This is a genomic window from Streptomyces sp. NPDC055632, from assembly GCF_053618675.1.
Window position 1 is genome coordinate 77,264 of record NZ_JBSHHY010000004.1, and the last position, 17,474, is coordinate 94,737.

Consider the following 17,474-nt stretch of genomic DNA (forward strand, 5'->3'; position numbering starts at 1 on the left):
TTGGGTGCGTCATGAAACGGGAGCGGCCGAGAACCGTCAACGGTGTTGGCATAAGGTCGTGGCAGCGAACAAGGGGTTACCCATGGCGAAGGAAGTGGTGCCGGAGACGGACCGGCGCCGTAGAAAACCCACGAAGCAGGGTGTCGTCCTCACTCAGAAGCTAATCGTGGAGACCGCTCTGCGCATGCTGCGCGAACACGGCAGGGAGGGGATCACCGTACGACGGCTGGGCGTGGCGCTCGGTGCCGATCCCAGCACCCTGTACCGCTACTTCCGCGGCACCGACGACCTGACACTGGCCATCGCCGACGAACTGATCGGACGCGCGATGCGGGACTGGCGGGCCACCGGCGACTGGCGTTGCGACCTGCGGGACATCGGCCTTCGCATCCACACGGCCTACCTCGACCACCCGGAAGCGGCCGTCCTCACCGCCAGCCGGGTCAGCGGCCGGGCGAACGAGATCGCCACCGACGAGGTCGTCCTCGGCATCCTGCGCGCCACCGGCCTGCCCGATCCCGATGTCGTCCGCATCTACCAGGCGTTCATCGACCAAACCCTCGCCTTCGCCGCCCTCGACGCCGCCAGCCTCGCCCTGCCCGCCACGGCCCGCACCGCCGACGAGGAAGTCTGGCGCGCCACCTACGCCCGCCTCTCCCCCGACACCCACCCGCACATCGCGGCCACCGCGCCCCTGCTGGTGGCCCGCATGAACCACAGCGCCTACCCGACCGCCCTGGAAATGCTGCTCGACAGCGCGGCGGGAACACTCCGGGCGGACTGAGCCAGCTGTCGCGCTTAGGTTCTGTCCGGCGGATCTTGTGACTGTCGGATTGCCGACTCGTTGTGTCTGGCGTGGGGCGGGATGATCTGACGAATGCCGAGGGGGTCCGTAGGATCCCACCAACGAAGCTGCCACACCCACGGAACCAACGAAAAGATCAGTAGGGGCAGCGTTTGTCCGCCGGTTTGGGCAGCAGTTGCGGATCTTGAAGCCTGTGAATGTTCATGGGAAAGAGCAATGGGGGCGCCGCGCGGTGCGTCACTGCGTGGCGGGCCCTCGGGTGAGTCCGGTTCCGACTCTGGTCAGCATCTGGCCGAGGAGGTGGAGGGCTCGTGCGCGTGTCGGCACTCCGCGCGCTGTTCCCGTCCAGTAGGCGTCGGTAAGCTTCTCGGTCGCCGCGAGGATCCGGTCCTCGTCCTGAGCGGCCAGCACGAGGACGAACCGCACGTAGTCGCCGGTGTCGGCGCCCTGCGGGTGCTGGTGGAGGAAGGTCCGCAGCCGCGGTGTCAGGGCGGGCAGGGTGCGGTCTGTCGGGAAGACGACGGCGAGGCCGGCGAGGGCGAGGCGAACCGCAGGGCATTCGGCCGACCAGCGGGTCAGCAGATCTGGAGCGTGAGCCTGGACCGCGCTGCGGGCTCGGGCTTCGCTGTCGGGATCGGCATGTTGCGGGGTGGCCGGCCAGGTTTCGGCGAGGTGGCGCTCAGCGACGGTGGCGGCGCTGAACAGCAGGTCGACGGCTTGGAACCGTTGCCTGGCGGGAGTCCGCTCGTCGACGGCGAGGGCCGCGACGAGGGCGAGGCCGTCGGCGGTGGCGGGCCGGCAGGTGTCCTGGTGGAGGATCTCGTTGTAGAAGTCGGCAAGGAAGCTCCGGTCGTCCCGGTAGGGGTCGATCTCGGGGCCGAACAGCATCACCGCTTGAGGCGGCCTGCGGCCCGGCATGCGGTCGGCGATGACGTGGCGGAAGAGCTGCCGAATCGTCACACCGGACCAGGCGGCCATGCGCCGGGTCAGCCGGTGATCGACGTTTCGCGGTGCGGCCAGGATTTCCGTGCTTCGCCGTTTCCCCGGTCCTGGCCATGCCACACGGAGTTCGTTGCAGGCGTCGGTCTTCGTCACTTCGCTCATGGGAGCCTGGGGAGACGTAGGGTTCCTCGCTGCCCAGGCGGCCACCCGAAATCGTCCGCTGTCCAGCCATCTCGGTATTGAACTCCAGGCCCAGAAGGATGACCAGGGTCGTGATTCACGACCGCGTGGGGAACGGGGTGAGACCGAGTCGTGGGCGGGTTGAGCCGTTTGCACAGCTCTGTGTCCTCGGCCTGGGAAGGAGCCGAGCCGTCGGCCTGTTCACCTGCGCCCGCGCCCACAGGGGCGGATGGGGTGTTCTCAGGTGTGGTGAGCAGTTGCCGCTTCACGCCGTCTTGCCCGCTGTAACGGCCACGCTCTACCTTACTTAAAAGTAAGTTTACTACTGAGTAAGGAGTTTGGCCTTGACCACGATCCCCTATCAGACCGTGCTGGTCGGCACGGACGGCTCGGAGTCGTCGTTCGCGGCGGTCACCAGTGCGGCACGCCTCGCTGTCGCCTGTAAGGCCAGGCTCGTGATCGCCTGCGCGTACTCTCCGATGCGCGGGACCGACCTGGACGTGGCAAAGGACCGGTTGGGAGCCGAGGCGTACCAGGTGGTGGGTTCGGCGCCGGCCGAGGCCACCCTCCGCGTCGCCAGGGACAAGGCCCGAAACGAGGGTGCGGAGGATGTTCGAACGGTCGCGGTGGAGGACAAACCTGTCGCGGCTCTGGAGCGGATCGCGCAGGAGTACGCGGCGGATCTGATCGTCGTCGGGAACCGGGGGTTACGTTCGCTCGCCGGGCGAATCCTCGGCTCGGTGCCGGCCGACATCGCGCGGAAGGCCGGGCTCGACGTGCTGATCGTGCACACCACATGAGCGTGGCGGAGTCAGGAGGAAAGGCTGCGACCGACCTGACGAGGGCCGGTGAGCTGCACCGGGCCATCGAGGAGGTGCTGCTCGGCGGCGGCCGTCTTTGGACCAGGCGGGACATCGCCGAGCGGTCCGGGGTGGGACCGGAGCGCTCGGCGCAGATCTGGCGAGCGCTCGGGTCTCCTGTGGTCGACGACCACGCGAGGGTGTTCACCGACGCCGATGTCGAGGCGCCGCGGTCGGGTGAGCGGCTCGTCGAGGCCGGGCTCATCACCGAGGACGGCGAGAACGACGCGGACGCGTCCGGATCCGCGGCGAAAAGAAATACCTGCTGGAGCCGTCAGATCCCTGCCCGCCCCGGCCCGACCACTCGACTCCGTGAACTTTCCCGGTCGCAGCGCAAGCCCCGGGCCGGAACGTGACGGAGCCCGGGAGCATGTCCAGCTCCCGGGCTCCAGCTTGCCACCCATTTGCGCACACCGGCAGCGTTTAAGAACCGCGGGTCATATTGAGATCGACGTGTTCTGCCTTTGAACTACAGCGCCACGAGAGAGGCGCCGAGGGGACTTGAACCCCCATCCGTCGATGTTCGCCCACGCTCGGTCGATCCGGTGTTCGGCGGCGAATACTGAGACTGGAGCGAGAATCTGAGTTTCACGGGGCCGCCTCTGCCAGGCTTGGGCCACCCCCGCACGTGGTGCGGGGAGAGGGATTCGAACCCCCAACTGACACCCCTTGATCAGCTTCAACATCAGTTTCAGCTTGCGCTCATCGCGCACCCTCCGCTCGCGACGGAGGGCGTGTGTGGGGGCTACCGGAAGAGGTAGCCGAAGACCGCGTCGCCGACCCGCTGGTCGGTGACCTCGGTGTTGTTCGCCTCCTCGCGGGCGAACTTGACGGCCTGCTGGAGCTTCTCGACGCGGTCGAGGAGCTCGTTGACCCGCCGGGCGGGTAGCGCGCCGGAGAACTTCACGGTGGTCCAGTAACCGACCGGGACGTCCTCGTAGTACACCTCGACCTGCGCCGGGTGCTTCTCCGTGGCCTCGGCCTTCACGTGGTTGCGCGGAACCTTCTTCGTGCGGATGGTCCGCACCGGATCCGTCTTCCATGCATCCGTCGAGGGGTCCAGGTTCCACGACTCGGAGGCGTCGAGCACCGGCAGTTTGCGCACGAAGGTGTGCAGATCGGTGAGCTGCTTCTCCAGGAACAACAGGTACGGGACGGGAACCTGGGACAGCAGCACCGTACCGTCGACCATCACGTCCGCGACCGCGGACCGGTTCGCCCAGTCCTTCGTCGCGGTCACGTCGAAGAGCCGCGTCAGCGTCCCGGCGGTCGCCCGCAGAACGTCCTCGGCCTTGATCTGCACCCGCGTGGACTCGGGCGGCAGCTGCTCGCCCTCCTCGTCCTTGGGCTGGTAAGTCCGGGAGATGCCGGCCAGCAGGGCGGGCTTCTGCACGTCCTGGTGAGCCTGGGTGAGCTCCTGGAGGGCCTTGGACTTGACGCCCTTTTCGACTGCGATGATCTGATTCAGCTTCGGCACACGGCGAACCTAACAACTCCGCGCCGCACGTACATCCGATTAAACGTCTGCCCATCCCTTCCGGCCGAGAGGGCGGGGCGGCGGGTGTGAGCCCGGACCGGGACGGGTCACCAACCGTAAGGCGGCCGCTTGACCGGCGGCCCGTGCGGTGTATCGCAAGGCAAAGGAGCACGGCTCCTGTCAGACGTACCTCAGTGGTCCGACAACGTGTCGAGGCGCCGTGCCGGCCGTCGCCACACAGTGCCCCTTCCCGGTCACAGTACCTAGCGGGCGGCGTTCGACAAGGGGTCGTGGTCCGGGCAGGGCGGGCGCAGGGACGGGGACGGAACCCGGTAGTGGATTCGGTCGCGCAGCCGGCCCGTCCACGGCTCCTCCGGGGAGGCGCGCCTGACGAGCGGATGGCGGCTGCTCCCTCGCACGAGAGGGGTGCGGTACTCGTGCAGCAACGGGTCCTCGGCACCGAGGAGGTCCCTCACCTGCACGCCACCAAGACCTCGGACGGCGGCACCCTCGGCAAGACCTCCTGCGCACCCGCCTCCTTCACGGGTGCCGCCGGGGCGACGACCACGAGGAGGCGGTCCCGGCCTGCGTCTGGGAAAAGGCCGAAAACGACGACGGCGAAGTGACCACCGATCGCCACCCCCTCGTGTGCGTACCGGAGGTGTGGGACATTCGCTCCGTGCTCCGGCCCCACATCTCCGGCATCGGACACCTCCGCCGGCGGGAGTCGGACCGAGCCGCCTTGTCCGGGTGTCCCACCCCGACGGTTCATGGAGCTGCGTTCGGGGCACCATCGCCCCGGACAGCGGGACCGCCTTCACCCGCGGCGGCTGGACGGCCGTCCCGCAGCCCGCCCTCGATCTCGTGAACGGGTCCCCGGGCCAGGTCCTTCCCGGCCCGGGGACCCGTACTTTTGTCCGCTGTCGCCGAGACCGCTCTCCACAGCACGGACGCGTTCTCGCGAAAGAACGCCCGCGCGCCGTGCATCTCCAGCACGGCCTGTGCCGGCTTTCAGACGCCACCCCCGGCTCGGCCGCGTCCCCTGTCGGCCCGTGGAGACCTTCAGGCAGCTTCGTCGGCGTCGGTCCCGCCGGGCTGTTCGCCCCGACGATCGCCGGTGTCCCTCCTTCATGACGGCGGGCGTCGAACCGTCGGACGCGAGGAGCCGACGATCGGCCCCGCCGGCCGGGCGGGGCAGATCGGTTCGGTGGCCGGGTCACGCCTCCGGTCAGGGCAGGGTCCACTTCTGGTTGGCTCCGGTGTGGCAGGTCCACAGGTGGACGGCCGTCCCGTCGTTCCAGACCCCTCCGGAGGCGTCCAGGCACTTGGCCGACTGCGGGTTGCGGACCGTGCCGTCGGCCTGGGGCGTCCACTTCTGCGCACCCGTGCCGTTGCACGTCCACAGCTGGATCTTCGTGCCGTCCGCGCTACCGCCACCCGAGACGTCCAGGCACTTGCCCAGCGCCTTCACCGTGCCGTCGCCCCCGACCGTCCACTTCTGCGCACCCGTGCCGTTGCACGTCCACAGCTGGATCTTCGTGCCGTCCGCGGTCTGGGAATTGTCGACGTCCAGGCACTTGCCGTTGACCCCCTTGATCTCACCCGTGCGGGGGGCGGGCTGTCCTCCGCTCTGCTTGATCCGGATGTTGCGGAAGGACACGTCGTCGCCGGTCCCGTGGTTCTGGAGGCCGACGTGTCCCTGGCGCAGGCTCCGGGCCGGGTCGGTGTTGGTGAAGTCGTTGATCTTGGAGCCGTTCAGGAAGATCTCCAGGCGTTCGCCGGTGACCCGGAGTTCGTACGTGTTCCACTCGCCGGGCGGGTTCAGCGCGGCGTCGCGCGCGGCGATGTCGGCGGACTTGAAGCCGTAGACGGCTCCGGTGGTGCGGTCGGCCGCGTCGGTGGCGTCGATCTGGATCTCGTAGCCGTTGTTGACCGCGGACCACGGGTCGTCGGAGGCCGGGAACCCGATGAAGACGCCGGAGTTGTCGTCGCCCGCGGCCTTCCAGTCGAGCTTGAGGGAGTAGTCGCCGGTGAACTCCTTGGCGGAGTACCACAACATGCCGAGGCCGCCCTGGGAGGTGAGCGTGCCGTCCGCGAGGGCGAACCCGCCCGGACCGGCCTGTCGCCAGCCGGTGGTGGACGAGCCGTCGAAGAGGGACGTGTAGCCGGTCTCCGGGCGGCAGTCGGCCTCGGTCATGCCGGCGGCCCATCGGATTCCGCCCAGGAGGTGCCGGCGGAAGGCGGGTTCGGCGTACGACTCGTCGGTGTGGCCGCCTCCGGTGTAGAAGGCTCGGCCGCCCTCGTATCCCTTGCACCAGGCGATCGGGTGGTCGCCGGACATGTTCCCGCCGGAGTAGCTGGTCTCGTCGAGCGAGGCCAGGACGTGGGCGGTGGAGCGCGGGTTGGTGCGGTAGTTGTACCACTCGTCGGTGCGCTGCCAGGTGGTACCCAGGTGGGCGGTGGCGTCGTGCGCGCGGTCCTCCACCTTGACGGTGGCGGACTGGACGGCCGGGTGCGAGTGGAAGAGGGCTCCGGCCAGGCCCTCGTAGAAGGGCCAGTCGTACTCGGTGTCGGCGGCGGCGTGGATGCCGACGTATCCGCCGCCGCCGCGTACGTACTGCTCGAACGCGGTCTGCTGTGCGGTGTTCAGCACGTCGCCGGTGGTCGACAGGAAGACGATCGCCTTGTACTGGCCGAGGTTGCCGGCAGTGAAGGCCTGGGCGTCCTCGGTGGCGTCGACGGTGAAGTTGTTCGTCGTGCCCAGGGCACGCAGGGCCGCGATGCCCGGTGTGATCGAGGAGTGCCGGAAACCTGCCGTCTTGGAGAAGACGAGGACCTTGTAGGCCGGGTCCGCCGCGGCGCGTGCCTCGGCGGTCGTGCCGGTCGTGGCGGTCGTGGCGGTCGTGGCGGTCGTGGCGGCGGAGTGTCCCGGGGGTGCGGCCTGGGCCGCCGCCTGGGGGGTCAGGCAGAGCGCGGCACCGGCCAGCAGGCCGAGAACCGCTTTCAGAGGGGTGCGCATGGAACGGTTGCCTCCTTGTCTGGGGACTGTGGGGCTGTGAGGTGCCGGGGCTACGGCAGGGTCCACTTCTGGTTGGCTCCGGTGTGGCAGGTCCACAGGTGGACGGCCGTCCCGTCGTTCCAGACCCCTCCGGAGGCGTCCAGGCACTTGCCGGACTGCGGGTTGCGCACGGTGCCGTCGGCCTGGGCCGTCCAGCTCTGGGCGGCGGTGCCGTTGCAGGTCCACAGCTGGACCTTCGTGCCGTCCGCCGAACCGCCGCCCGAGACGTCCAGGCACTTGCCGAGCGCCTTCACCGTGCCGTCGCCGGGGACCGTCCAGTTCTGGGCGGCGCTGTTGTTGCAGGTCCAGAGCTGGATCTTCGTGCCGTCCGCGGTGCCGGCGTTGTCGACGTCGAGGCACTTGGCGTTCACGCCTCTCACCGGGCCCGAGCGGGGGCCGCCGCCGGAGGTCGTGATGGAGAACTCGTCCACGTCGAAGAGCGAACCGGTGCCGCCCTTGAAGACGAGGTACAGGGTGGTGGAGCCGGACGGGCGGTCGGTGAGCGCGGTGGTCACGTCCTGGAAGGTCTCCCAGCCGCCGGTGACCGGTACGGCGACCGTGCCGAGCAGGGTGCCGGTCGACGAGCCGGCGCGTACCTCGATCGTGCCGCCCGCCCCCGCCGAGGAGACCCGGGCGGTGAACCGGTCCGCGTTCGCCAGGGCGTACGGCCGGAAGGCGATCCAGTCGCCGTTCTCGACGTATCCGACGGTCTTGCCGCCGTGCGCGGGGGTGTGGGTGACGACCTGGACGCCCGAGGCCTCGCTGTAGTGCTCGGCCTGGCGGTGGCTGGGCTGGGTGACGTGCTGGTCGTGCGCGGTCAGGGCGGGCTGGCCGTTCGCGCCCTTGTCGGTGTACTCGGCGTCGATGACGCCGAAGATGTTGGCGTTGGGGTCGTGCTCCCCGTCGGCGAGGGTCCGCAGGGTGCCGGTGCAGCCGGTGGCCGAGGTCTGCGGGTGTCCGTGGCTGTCGTGCCCGACGATGAAGGTGACCTTCACCTTGGAGCAGTCGATCGTGCCGTCCTCGGGGTCGGTCACGGTCACCTTGAACGGGATCGCCGCGCCGAAGTCGTAGACGCTCCCGTCGGCGGGCAGGTCGAGGCGGACCGTGGGGGCCGTGTTCCCGACCGTGATCAGGACCGAGGCGGTCGCCGACCTGCCGGTGGTGTCGGTGGCCTTGAGGGTGGCCGTGTACTGGCCGTTGGTGGAGTAGGTGTGGGAGGGGTTGGCGGCGGTGGAGGTGGCGCCGTCGCCGAAGGTCCAGGCGTAGGAGAGGACGTCGCCGTCGGGGTCGGAGGTGCCGGCCGACGAGAAGGAGACGGCCAGCGGTGCCTTGCCGGAGGTAACGTTCGCCCGGGCCTGGGCGACCGGGGCGCGGCCGCCCGTGACGTGCTCGATCCGGTAGAGGGCGGAGTTCGCGTCGCCGTTGAAGTACCCGGTGCCGTAGTCGAGGACGTACAGGGCGCCGTCCGGCCCGAAGGCCGTGTCCATCACCTGGGTGCCGCTCCACGGGAAGGGGTTGATCGACTGCACGGTGCCGTCGCCGGCGGCCTCGATCCGTTTGATCCAGCGGCGGCCGAACTCGCCGGCGAAGAAGTCCCCGTCGTACTCCTGGGGGAACTTCACGTCGGAGGTCGAGGCGGCGTCGTAGCGGTAGACGGGACCGGCCATGGGCGACTCCGAGCCGCCGCCGAACTCGGGGACGGAGGAGCCGTTGTACGGGATCCAGGCGGGCTGGGCGGGCGGCAGGTCGGTGAGGCCGGTGTTGCGCGGGGAGGTGTTCTTCGGGGCGGCGCAGTTGAACACCGCTCCCGAGGTGCCGGTGGCGAAGTCGTAGTCCGTGTAGGCGTTGTTCTTGCCCGTGCAGTACGGCCAGCCGAAGTTGCCCGCCTTGGTGATCCGGTTGAACTCGACCTGGCCCTCCGGTCCCCGGGCGGGTGAGGCGGTGCCCGAGTCGGGTCCGTAGTCGCCGAGGTAGACGGTGCCGGTGGCCTTGTCGACGCTCATCCGGAAGGGGTTGCGGAAGCCCATGGCGTAGATCTCGGGGCGGGTCTTCGCGGTGCCGGGCGCGAAGAGGTTGCCGCCGGGGATCGCGTAGGAGCCGTCGGCGTTCACCTTGATGCGCAGGACCTTGCCGCGCAGGTCGTTGGTGTTGCCGGCCGAGCGCTGGGCGTCGTAGGCGGGGTTGCGGCCGGCCCGTTCGTCGATCGGGGTGAAGCCGTCCGAGGCGAAGGGGTTGCTGTCGTCGCCGGTCGACAGGTAGAGGTTGCCGGCCGCGTCGAAGTCGATGTCGCCGCCGACGTGGCAGCACAGCCCGCGGGAGGCGGGCACGTCCAGGATCTTCTTCTCGCTGCCGAGGTCCAGGGTGCCGTCGGTCCTCAGGACGAACCGGGACAGCCGGTTGACCCCGTCGTAGGGGGCGAAGTCGGCGGCCGTGCCGTCCGCGGGGGCGTCCCCGCCCGGAGTGGTGAGCTTGGGCGCGTAGTAGAGGTAGACCTGCCGGTTGGAGGAGAAGCCCGGGTCCGCCGCGACGCCCTGCAGGCCCTCCTCGTCGTGGCTGTACACGTCGAGCTTGCCCGCCACGGTGGTGGTGCCCGCGGCATTGGTCAGCCGGAGCGTGCCGTCGCGCGAGGTGTGCAGGACCGAACGGTCCGGGAGCACGGCCAGGGTCATGGGCTCGCCCGTCTCGGCCACGCCCTTGGCCAGCGTGACCTGCTGGAACTCGGGGGCGGCCGCGGCCGGGGCCGCGGACGGGACTTCGCTCCCGGCACCGTGGTCCCGGTGCGCGGGCGCGGAGTTGGCCGGGGACACCGGCAAGAGACAGCCGAGGGTGCATGCCACGGCGGTCAGCAGGAAGCGGGCGCGTCCGCGCCCGGGCGTTCTCATGCGCACAGAGGTCTCCCGACAGAGGTGGGGTGGTGGCAGCCTCGGTGTGCTGCCGAGGGACTACGGGCGTGCGCCGTCACGCCGTAGGGACCGGCCCGCAGCTCATGACCGGTTCGTTTCAAGGAAGTTAGCGGGCTTTGTCGAAGTCCGTAACCCGGTGCGCGCCAGTTTCCGCGACTTTCTCCATGCGCGGGACAAAGTGCTCGTCACCGGGGCGCGGGGGGCGGGAAAGGAGTGGTGATCGCCGCGGCGCGGTGACTTTGCGTGCGTACAGGACAAAGTATGGACGGTGCCGGGAGAAGTCCCTACTGTGTCCGACGCGACGGTGCGGACCCGCTCCCTCCCGCCCGCAGCGCCTCCGTACCCGGGACGACGACGCGTCCCGGCAGCGGTGGATCCCCCACTTGCCCGATCGAGCCCTTCACGACCTGAAGGGCCGTCAGGAGGTCACGTGCGTCCACGGCTGTACTCCCACCGATCGGCCGGCCGCTTGGCCGGAGCGCTCATCACCTCGTTACTGGCCACCGCCCTGTCGGTCTCCCCGGCCTCCCCGGCCGCTCCCCCCTCCCCCACCGCGCCGGCCGCCCCGGTCTCCCGGGGCCCCGCGCACGACCCCTCCGACACGAACAGGCCCGTCCGCGTGAAGGGCCGTGCCGTCGCGTCCGGTTCGACCCTCGCGGGACGCTCCGCCGCCGCGCTCCCCCCGCAGACACCCGGGGTCACGCTCCGCGTCTTCGACGTACAGGTCCCGCTGAACAACCTTTGCGTGCTGAAGCCGGGGCAGACACCCAACATCGACAAGCTGATGCCGGTGGTGAACTGGTCCACGGCCGCCGACTTCGGCCTGGAGACCCACTTCGTCACCCACGTCGTCGGCAACCTCCAGGTCCCGCAGGCGGGCAGCTACACCCTCCGCCTCGCCAGCGACGACGGCTCCCGCCTCCTGATCGACGACCAGGTGGTGATCGACCACGACGGACTGCACGGTCCGGACCCCAAGGACACGACCGTGAACCTGACGGCGGGCGCCCACTCGCTGCGCATCGAGCACTTCGAGCGCGACGGCGGCCAGCAGATCACGCTGTCCTGGAAGCCGCCGGGCGCCACCGGCTTCACCGTCGTACCGAATTCCGCCCTGAGCACGGACGCCGATGTCGTCCGCGTGACCGCGCCGGGCCGCAAGGAGTGCGAGGGCATCGCGGACACGCCCGGCGACGGCCTGCCGCTCACCGGCGTCCACCCGAACTACACCCTCACCGACCTGCGCCCCAAGGGCTTCGAGCCGCAGGTCTCCGCGATGGACTGGCTCCCGGACGGCCGCCTGGCCGTGACCACCTGGGGCGGCAGCAACAACACCACGGGCGAGGTCTACCTGCTCGGCAACGTCACGGGGAACACCGGCCCCGACAAGGTGACGGTGAAGAAGGTGGCATCGGGCCTCAAGGAGCCCATGGGCGTCAAGTACGTCGACGGCAAGCTCTACGTCTCCCAGAAGCACGAGCTGACCGAGCTGAACGACACCAACGGAGACGAGGTCACCGACCAGTACCGGCGGGTCGCGACCTGGCCCTTCGGCGGCAACTTCCACGAGTTCGCCTTCGGCCTCCTCTACAAGGACGGCTTCTTCTACCTGAACCTCTCGGTCTCCATCAACTACGGCGGGGCGACCACGAACCCGCAGCCGGCGCCGAACCGCGGGACCACCGTCAAGGTGAACCGGCAGACCGGCGAGGTCTCGTACGTGGCCGGCGGCCTGCGCACCCCGAACGGCATCGGCTGGGGCCCCGAGGGCGGCATCTTCGTCACCGACAACCAGGGCGGCTGGCTGCCCTCGTCGAAACTGGTGCACATCAAGCAGGACCGGTTCTTCAACCACTACACGAACCCGGCCGGCCCCTTCGACTCCCGGCCGGTGACCAAACCGGTGCTCTGGCTGCCGCAGAACGAGATAGGCAACTCCCCCAGCACACCGCTCCAGTTGACCGACGGCCCGTTCGCCGGGCAGATGCTGTTCGGCGACGTGACGTACGGCGGCGTGCAGCGCGGCTTCCTGGAGAAGGTCGGCGGCGAGTACCAGGGCGCGGTCTTCCGGCTCACCCAGGGCCTGGAGGCGGGCGTGACCCGGATCAGCGTCGGCCCGGACGGCGCGCTGTACGCCGGCGGGCTCGGCGCGGGCGGCAACTGGGGCCAGGAGGGCAAGCTCGCCTTCGGCCTGCAGAAGCTGGCACCGAACGGCGCCAACGCCTTCGACATCCGCGCCATGCGCGCCGTGCCGGGCGGCTTCGCCCTGGAGTACACCCAGCCGCTGTCGACGCAGACCGCAACCGACCTGGCCGGGCGCTACAAGATCAAGCAGTGGCGTTACGCGCCGACCGCCGACTACGGCGGCCCGAAGATCGGGGAGGAGACGCTCACCGCGCAGTCGGCCGCCCTCTCCGCCGACAGGAAGACGGTCACCCTGGCCATTCCCGGCCTCAAGGCCGACCGGGTGGTGCACGTCCGCTCGCCGCGCCCCTTCAGCTCCTCCACCGGGGAGTCCCTGTGGAGCACCGAGGCCTGGTACACCCTGAACCGGCTGGCCGGCGGGGTGCCCACGGGAGAGGTGCGGGGGCTCGGCAACAAGTGCCTGGACGTCGACAACTCCCAGACCGCGGACGGCACGAAGATCCAGGTGTGGGGCTGCAACGGCACCGGCGCCCAGCAGTGGACGGTGGCCGGGGACGGCGCCCTGAAGGTGCTCGGCAAGTGCCTGGACGTCTCCAACGGCGGCTCGGCGGACGGGACGAAGGTCCAGCTCTGGACCTGCAACGGATCGGGCGCCCAGACCTGGCAGGCCCAGGCCGACGGCAGTCTGCGCAACCCGCAGTCCGCCAAGTGCCTGGACGTCGCGGGCGGCACCTCGGCCGACGGCACGAAGGTCCAGCTCTGGACCTGCAACGGGACGAGCGCCCAGAAATGGGCCCTTCCCTGACGTGAGGTGAGGTGACGTGAGGTGGCCTGACCTCACGTGACAACGGGGTGGTGCGGGCCGTACGCCACGGCGTACGGCCCGCACGCGTTCTCCCTTTGTCCTGAGTGTGGAAGAAGTCGAAGTGGAACTGTGCGCAAGTTCTTCCCCTCCGGGTGAAGCGCTGCTACGTTCCCCTCGAAAGCGAAGCACGGAAGAAGCACGGAAGAGGAGAGGAGGGGACATGCGACGCATGACGGCCCGGCCCGCGAACGCGCATCAGGCCCGCCTGCTGCGGCTGTTGCGCGACGGGGGCCCCAACTCGCGTGCTCAGCTCGGCGATCAGGTCGACCTCTCCCGCTCCAAGCTCGCGGTCGAGGTGGACCGGCTCCTGGAGACGGGCCTCGTCGTCGCGGACGGCCTCGCCGCCTCCCGGGGCGGACGCCGCTCGCACAACATCCGGCTCGCGCCCGGTCTGCGCTTCCTCGGCGTCGACATCGGCGCGACCTCGATCGACGTCGCGGTGACCAACGCCGAACTGGAGGTCCTGGGGCACCTCAACCACTCCATGGACGTGCGCGAGGGCCCCGTCGCGGTCTTCGAGCAGGTCCTGTCGATGGTCGGGAAGCTCAAGGCGTCGGGGCTCACGGACGGACTCGACGGCGCGGGCATCGGCGTACCGGGCCCCGTCCGTTTTCCCGAGGGCGTCCCGGTGGCTCCGCCGATCATGCCCGGATGGGACGGGTTCCCCGTCCGGGAGGCGCTCAGCCAGGACCTGGGGTGCCCCGTGATGGTCGACAACGACGCCAACCTGATGGCCATGGGCGAGCAGCACGCGGGTGTCGCCCGTTCCGTCAACGACTTCCTGTACGTCAAGATCGGCACCGGCATCGGCTGCGGCATCGTCGTCGGCGGAGAGGTCCACCGCGGAACGACGGGAAGCGCCGGCGACATCGGGCACATCCAGGTCGATCCGGAGGGCCGGGCCTGCGGCTGCGGCAACCGGGGGTGCCTGGAGGCCCACTTCGGCGGCGCGGCGCTCGCCCGTGACGCCGAGGACGCGGCGCGCGAGGGACGCTCGGTCGCCCTCGCGGCCCGTCTGGAGGCCGCCGGCGCGCTGACCGCGGCGGACGTCTCCGCGGCCGCCGCGGCGGGGGACGCCACGGCCCTGGACCTGATCCGGGCGGGCGGTGACCGGGTCGGCCAGGTCGTCGCCGGCCTGGTGAGCTTCTTCAACCCGGGAATGGTCGTGATCGGAGGCGGGGTGACGGGACTCGGGCACACGCTCCTCGCGAGCGTGCGGACCCAGGTCTACCGGCGCTCCCTCCCCCTCGCGACCAGGAACCTGCCCATCGTCCTGGGCGAGCTGGGCTCGACCGCCGGTGTGACCGGCGCGGCCCGGCTCATCAGCGACCACCTGTTCTCGCCGGCCTGATCCCGGTCGGCGGGCACCGCGAGGTGCCGAGCACACCGGCACCACGAGGTGCCCAGTACGTGAACACCGCGACGTGTCCAGTACGTGAGCACCGCGAGGTGCCGGGCACCGGGCACACCCGTACGACCTGCCGCACGCGCCTCCCGCACCGCTCGCACCACCCGTAGGCCCCGCACCGTTCATACCGTTCGCACCCCCCGTACGGCCCACCTCTCCGCGGCCGCGCCGTCCGCGCGGAGCCGCGGCACCGCACCGCCGTCGGAACACCCGGCCACGCCCCCCCGTTCTCGCGCCGCCCCGTCAGCTCACGGCCCGCAACAGCCGAGGAATCGTCATGGCACCAGAACCACCCCTGCTCACCATGTCCGGCATCACGAAGTCGTTTCCCGGAGTGCGCGCCCTCGACGGCGTCGACCTGGAGGTCCGGGCCGGAGAGGTCCACTGCGTCCTCGGCCAGAACGGCGCCGGGAAGTCCACCCTGATCAAGGTCCTCGCCGGCGCCCACCAGCCGGACGGGGGCACGATCACCTGGTGCGGGCGGGACGTGACGCCGGGCTCCCCGATCGCGGCCATGCGCCTCGGCATCGCCACCATCTACCAGGAACTCGACCTGGTCGAGGGGCTGTCCGTCGCCGAGAACGTCTTCCTCGGCCACGAGCCCACCTCCGCGGGCTTCGTCGTCCGCACACGGGACGCCCGCACCGCCGCCGCACGGCTGCTGGGACGGCTCGGCCACGGCGAGATCGACCCCGCCCGCCGGGCCGGTGAACTGTCCGCCGCCCAGCGGCAGATCGTCTCCATGGCCCGCGCGCTCTCCCACGACGTCCGCCTCATCGTCATGGACGAACCGTCCGCCGCCCTCGACCCGGAGGAGGTCGACAACCTGTTCCGGACCGTCGGCGACCTGACCGCCGAGGGGGTCGCCGTCGTCTACATCTCCCACCGCCTGGAGGAGATCCGCCGGATCGGCGACCGGGTCACCGTCCTCAAGGACGGCCGGACCGTCGCGGGCGGACTGCCCGCGAAGACCACCTCGACCGACGAGGTCGTCACGCTGATGACCGGCCGCAGCGTCGAATACGTCTTCCCGGAGCGTCCCCGGCGGACGGCCGCCACCGCGGCCGAGCCCGTCCTGCGCGTCGAAGGGCTCTGCCGCAAGGGGGAGTTCACCCCCCTCGACCTGGAGCTGCGTCCCGGTGAGATCGTCGGCCTCGCCGGGCTCGTCGGATCGGGGCGCTCCGAGATCCTGGAGACGGTCTACGGCGCGCGCAGGCCGACCGGCGGGCGCGTCCTCGTCGACGGGGTCCCCCTGCGGCCGGGCAGCGTCCGCGCGGCCGTCCGCGCCGGCATCGGCCTCGCCCCCGAGGAACGCAAGGCGCAGGCCCTGCTGCCGATGGAGTCCGTCACCCACAACGTCACCCTCTCCACCCTCTCCCGCTTCTCCCGCGGCGGCCGGCTCGACCGGCGGCGGGAGCGGGAGGCCGCCCGGCGGGTCACCCGCGAGCTGTCCCTGCGGCCCGACGACCCCGACGCCCGGATCCGGACCCTGTCCGGCGGCAACCAGCAGAAGGCGGTGCTCGCCCGCTGGCTCCTGCGCGGCTGCAAGGTCCTGCTCCTCGACGAACCGACCCGGGGCGTCGACGTCGGCGCCCGCGCCGAGCTGTACGCCGTCGTCCGGCGGCTCGCCGACGAGGGCCTCGCCGTCCTCCTCGTGTCCAGCGAGGTGCCCGAGGTGCTGGGACTCGCCGACCGCGTCCTCGTACTGCGCGAAGGAGACGTCGTGCACACCGCCGACGCCCGGGAGCTCGACGAGCACCGCGTACTCGACCTCGTGATGGAAGGAAGCCCGACGGCATGACGCAGTCGACCACTCCGGCGGGACACGACGCGCCGGTCACACCCCTCTCTCCCCCGCCGGGCGGGAAGACCGCGGCACGCCGGCCCCTGGGCCTGCGCCCGGACGTGCGCAACCTGTCCCTGCTCGGCGTCCTGGCCGCCCTGGTGATCGTCGGCGGCCTCACCCGGCCCGCCGAGTTCCTGGCCGCGAGCAACCTGCAACTCGTCCTGACCCAGGCTTCCGTCATCGGCGTCGTCACCGTCGGCATGACCTTCGTCATCACGAGCGGCGGCATCGATCTGTCGGTCGGGGCCATCGTGGCCCTGGCGTCCGTCTGGGCCACGACGGTGGCGACCCAGGAATACGGGTTCGCCGGCATCCTCTTCACGGCGGTGGTCGTCGGCCTCGGCTGCGGCCTGGTGAACGGCATCCTCATCGCGTACGGCGGGATGGTCCCCTTCATCGCCACCCTCGCGATGTTCGCCTCCGCCCGCGGCCTCGCCCTCCAGATCACCGAGGGCAGGACCCAGATCGTGACCGTCGAGTCCGTGCTCGACCTCGGCGTGAAGGACGCCTACGTCCTCGGGATCCCACCCCTCGTCCTGGTCTTCGCGGCCGTCACCCTCGTGGGCTGGTTCCTGTTCGGCCGCACCACCTTCGGCCGCCGGACGGTGGCCGTGGGCGGCAACGCGGAGGCCGCCCGGCTCGCCGGCATCGACGTGCGCCGCCAGCGCCTCTACCTCTACCTGCTCTCCGGCCTGTGCTGCGGCATCGCGGCCTTCCTGCTGATCGTCCTCGCCGGCTCGGGCCAGAATACCAACGGCAATCTGTACGAGCTCGACGCCATCGCCGCCGCCATCATCGGCGGCACCCTCCTCAGCGGCGGCCGGGGCACCATCGCCGGCTCCGTCCTCGGCGTCCTCGTCTTCACCACGATCACCAACATCTTCGCCCTCAACAACCTGGAGAGCGCGGTCCAGCAGATCGCCAAGGGCGCGATCATCGTGGCCGCCGTCCTCGTCCAGCACCGCGCCGTCCGCGACGCCTGACA

At 70.5% G+C, this 17,474-nt stretch carries 11 protein-coding genes and 1 pseudogene; 7 read left to right on the forward strand and 5 right to left on the reverse strand.

Annotated features, from left to right (window positions below; all coding sequences use genetic code 11):
• Positions 1-82 precede the first annotated feature (82 nt).
• Positions 83-784, forward strand: a complete 702-nt coding sequence (locus ACWGSR_RS07695; protein ID WP_376239820.1) for a TetR/AcrR family transcriptional regulator — start codon at positions 83-85, stop codon at positions 782-784.
• Positions 785-1,042: 258 nt separating this feature from the next.
• Here ACWGSR_RS07695 and ACWGSR_RS07700 read toward each other — a convergent pair whose 3' ends face one another.
• Positions 1,043-1,783, reverse strand: a complete 741-nt coding sequence (locus tag ACWGSR_RS07700; protein WP_453564398.1) for a hypothetical protein — start codon at positions 1,781-1,783, stop codon at positions 1,043-1,045.
• Between the two features lie 497 nt (positions 1,784-2,280).
• Here ACWGSR_RS07700 and ACWGSR_RS07705 point away from each other — a divergent pair, with 497 nt between their 5' ends.
• Entirely contained in the window at positions 2,281-2,727 is a 447-nt protein-coding gene (locus tag ACWGSR_RS07705) for a universal stress protein (protein WP_376239884.1), read from the forward strand.
• Positions 2,724-3,009, forward strand: a pseudogene (locus tag ACWGSR_RS07710) (adenylate/guanylate cyclase domain-containing protein); the annotation flags it as partial. The gene ACWGSR_RS07705 and the pseudogene ACWGSR_RS07710, both read left to right, overlap by 4 nt.
• Positions 3,010-3,532: 523 nt before the next feature.
• On the opposite strand, the gene ACWGSR_RS07715 reads toward ACWGSR_RS07710, so the two are convergent.
• From ACWGSR_RS07715 to ACWGSR_RS07730, 4 genes are all read right to left on the reverse strand, one after another.
• Complete coding sequence (locus tag ACWGSR_RS07715) at positions 3,533-4,264, reverse strand: DUF7873 family protein (protein WP_376239826.1); 732 nt, start codon at positions 4,262-4,264, stop codon at positions 3,533-3,535.
• Positions 4,265-4,527: 263 nt separating this feature from the next.
• Positions 4,528-4,746, reverse strand: coding sequence for a hypothetical protein (locus tag ACWGSR_RS07720; protein ID WP_453564401.1), 219 nt, complete (start codon positions 4,744-4,746; stop codon positions 4,528-4,530).
• Between the two features lie 746 nt (positions 4,747-5,492).
• Entirely contained in the window at positions 5,493-7,283 is a 1,791-nt protein-coding gene (locus ACWGSR_RS07725; RefSeq protein ID WP_453564404.1) for a ThuA domain-containing protein, read from the reverse strand.
• Positions 7,284-7,333: 50 nt separating this feature from the next.
• Positions 7,334-10,204, reverse strand: coding sequence for a PQQ-dependent sugar dehydrogenase (locus ACWGSR_RS07730; RefSeq protein WP_453564406.1), 2,871 nt, complete (start codon positions 10,202-10,204; stop codon positions 7,334-7,336).
• A gap of 640 nt (positions 10,205-10,844) precedes the next feature.
• Between ACWGSR_RS07730 and ACWGSR_RS07735 the strand changes: the two genes are divergently transcribed.
• The 4 genes from ACWGSR_RS07735 (at position 10,845) to ACWGSR_RS07750 (ending at position 17,472) form a co-directional block, all read left to right on the forward strand.
• Entirely contained in the window at positions 10,845-13,175 is a 2,331-nt protein-coding gene (locus ACWGSR_RS07735; protein ID WP_453564409.1) for a lectin, read from the forward strand.
• A gap of 229 nt (positions 13,176-13,404) precedes the next feature.
• A complete protein-coding gene (locus ACWGSR_RS07740; protein ID WP_365542302.1) occupies positions 13,405-14,586 on the forward strand; it encodes an ROK family transcriptional regulator in 1,182 nt (393 codons plus the stop codon).
• 334 nt (positions 14,587-14,920) lie between these two features.
• The gene (locus ACWGSR_RS07745) at positions 14,921-16,444 is read left to right on the forward strand and encodes a sugar ABC transporter ATP-binding protein (protein ID WP_453564411.1); all 1,524 of its coding nucleotides are present in this window, start codon (positions 14,921-14,923) and stop codon (positions 16,442-16,444) included.
• Positions 16,441-17,472 (forward strand): ABC transporter permease, encoded by a 1,032-nt coding sequence (locus tag ACWGSR_RS07750; protein WP_453564414.1) that lies wholly within the window; start codon positions 16,441-16,443, stop codon positions 17,470-17,472. Before ACWGSR_RS07745 ends, ACWGSR_RS07750 begins: the two co-directional genes overlap by 4 nt.
• Positions 17,473-17,474 lie beyond the last annotated feature (2 nt).

What these genes read in the sequence shown, in the direction of transcription:
- ACWGSR_RS07740 (WP_365542302.1), top strand. Translation starts at nt 13,405, where the DNA reads ATGACGGCCCGGCCCGCGAACGCGCATCAGGCCCGCCTGCTGCGGCTG.
- ACWGSR_RS07700 (WP_453564398.1), bottom strand. Translation starts at nt 1,783, where the DNA reads ATGGCCGCCTGGTCCGGTGTGACGATTCGGCAGCTCTTCCGCCACGTC.
- ACWGSR_RS07730 (WP_453564406.1), bottom strand. Translation starts at nt 10,204, where the DNA reads ATGAGAACGCCCGGGCGCGGACGCGCCCGCTTCCTGCTGACCGCCGTG.
- ACWGSR_RS07750 (WP_453564414.1), top strand. Translation starts at nt 16,441, where the DNA reads ATGACGCAGTCGACCACTCCGGCGGGACACGACGCGCCGGTCACACCC.
- ACWGSR_RS07725 (WP_453564404.1), bottom strand. Translation starts at nt 7,283, where the DNA reads ATGCGCACCCCTCTGAAAGCGGTTCTCGGCCTGCTGGCCGGTGCCGCG.
- ACWGSR_RS07745 (WP_453564411.1), top strand. Translation starts at nt 14,921, where the DNA reads ATGGCACCAGAACCACCCCTGCTCACCATGTCCGGCATCACGAAGTCG.
- ACWGSR_RS07695 (WP_376239820.1), top strand. Translation starts at nt 83, where the DNA reads ATGGCGAAGGAAGTGGTGCCGGAGACGGACCGGCGCCGTAGAAAACCC.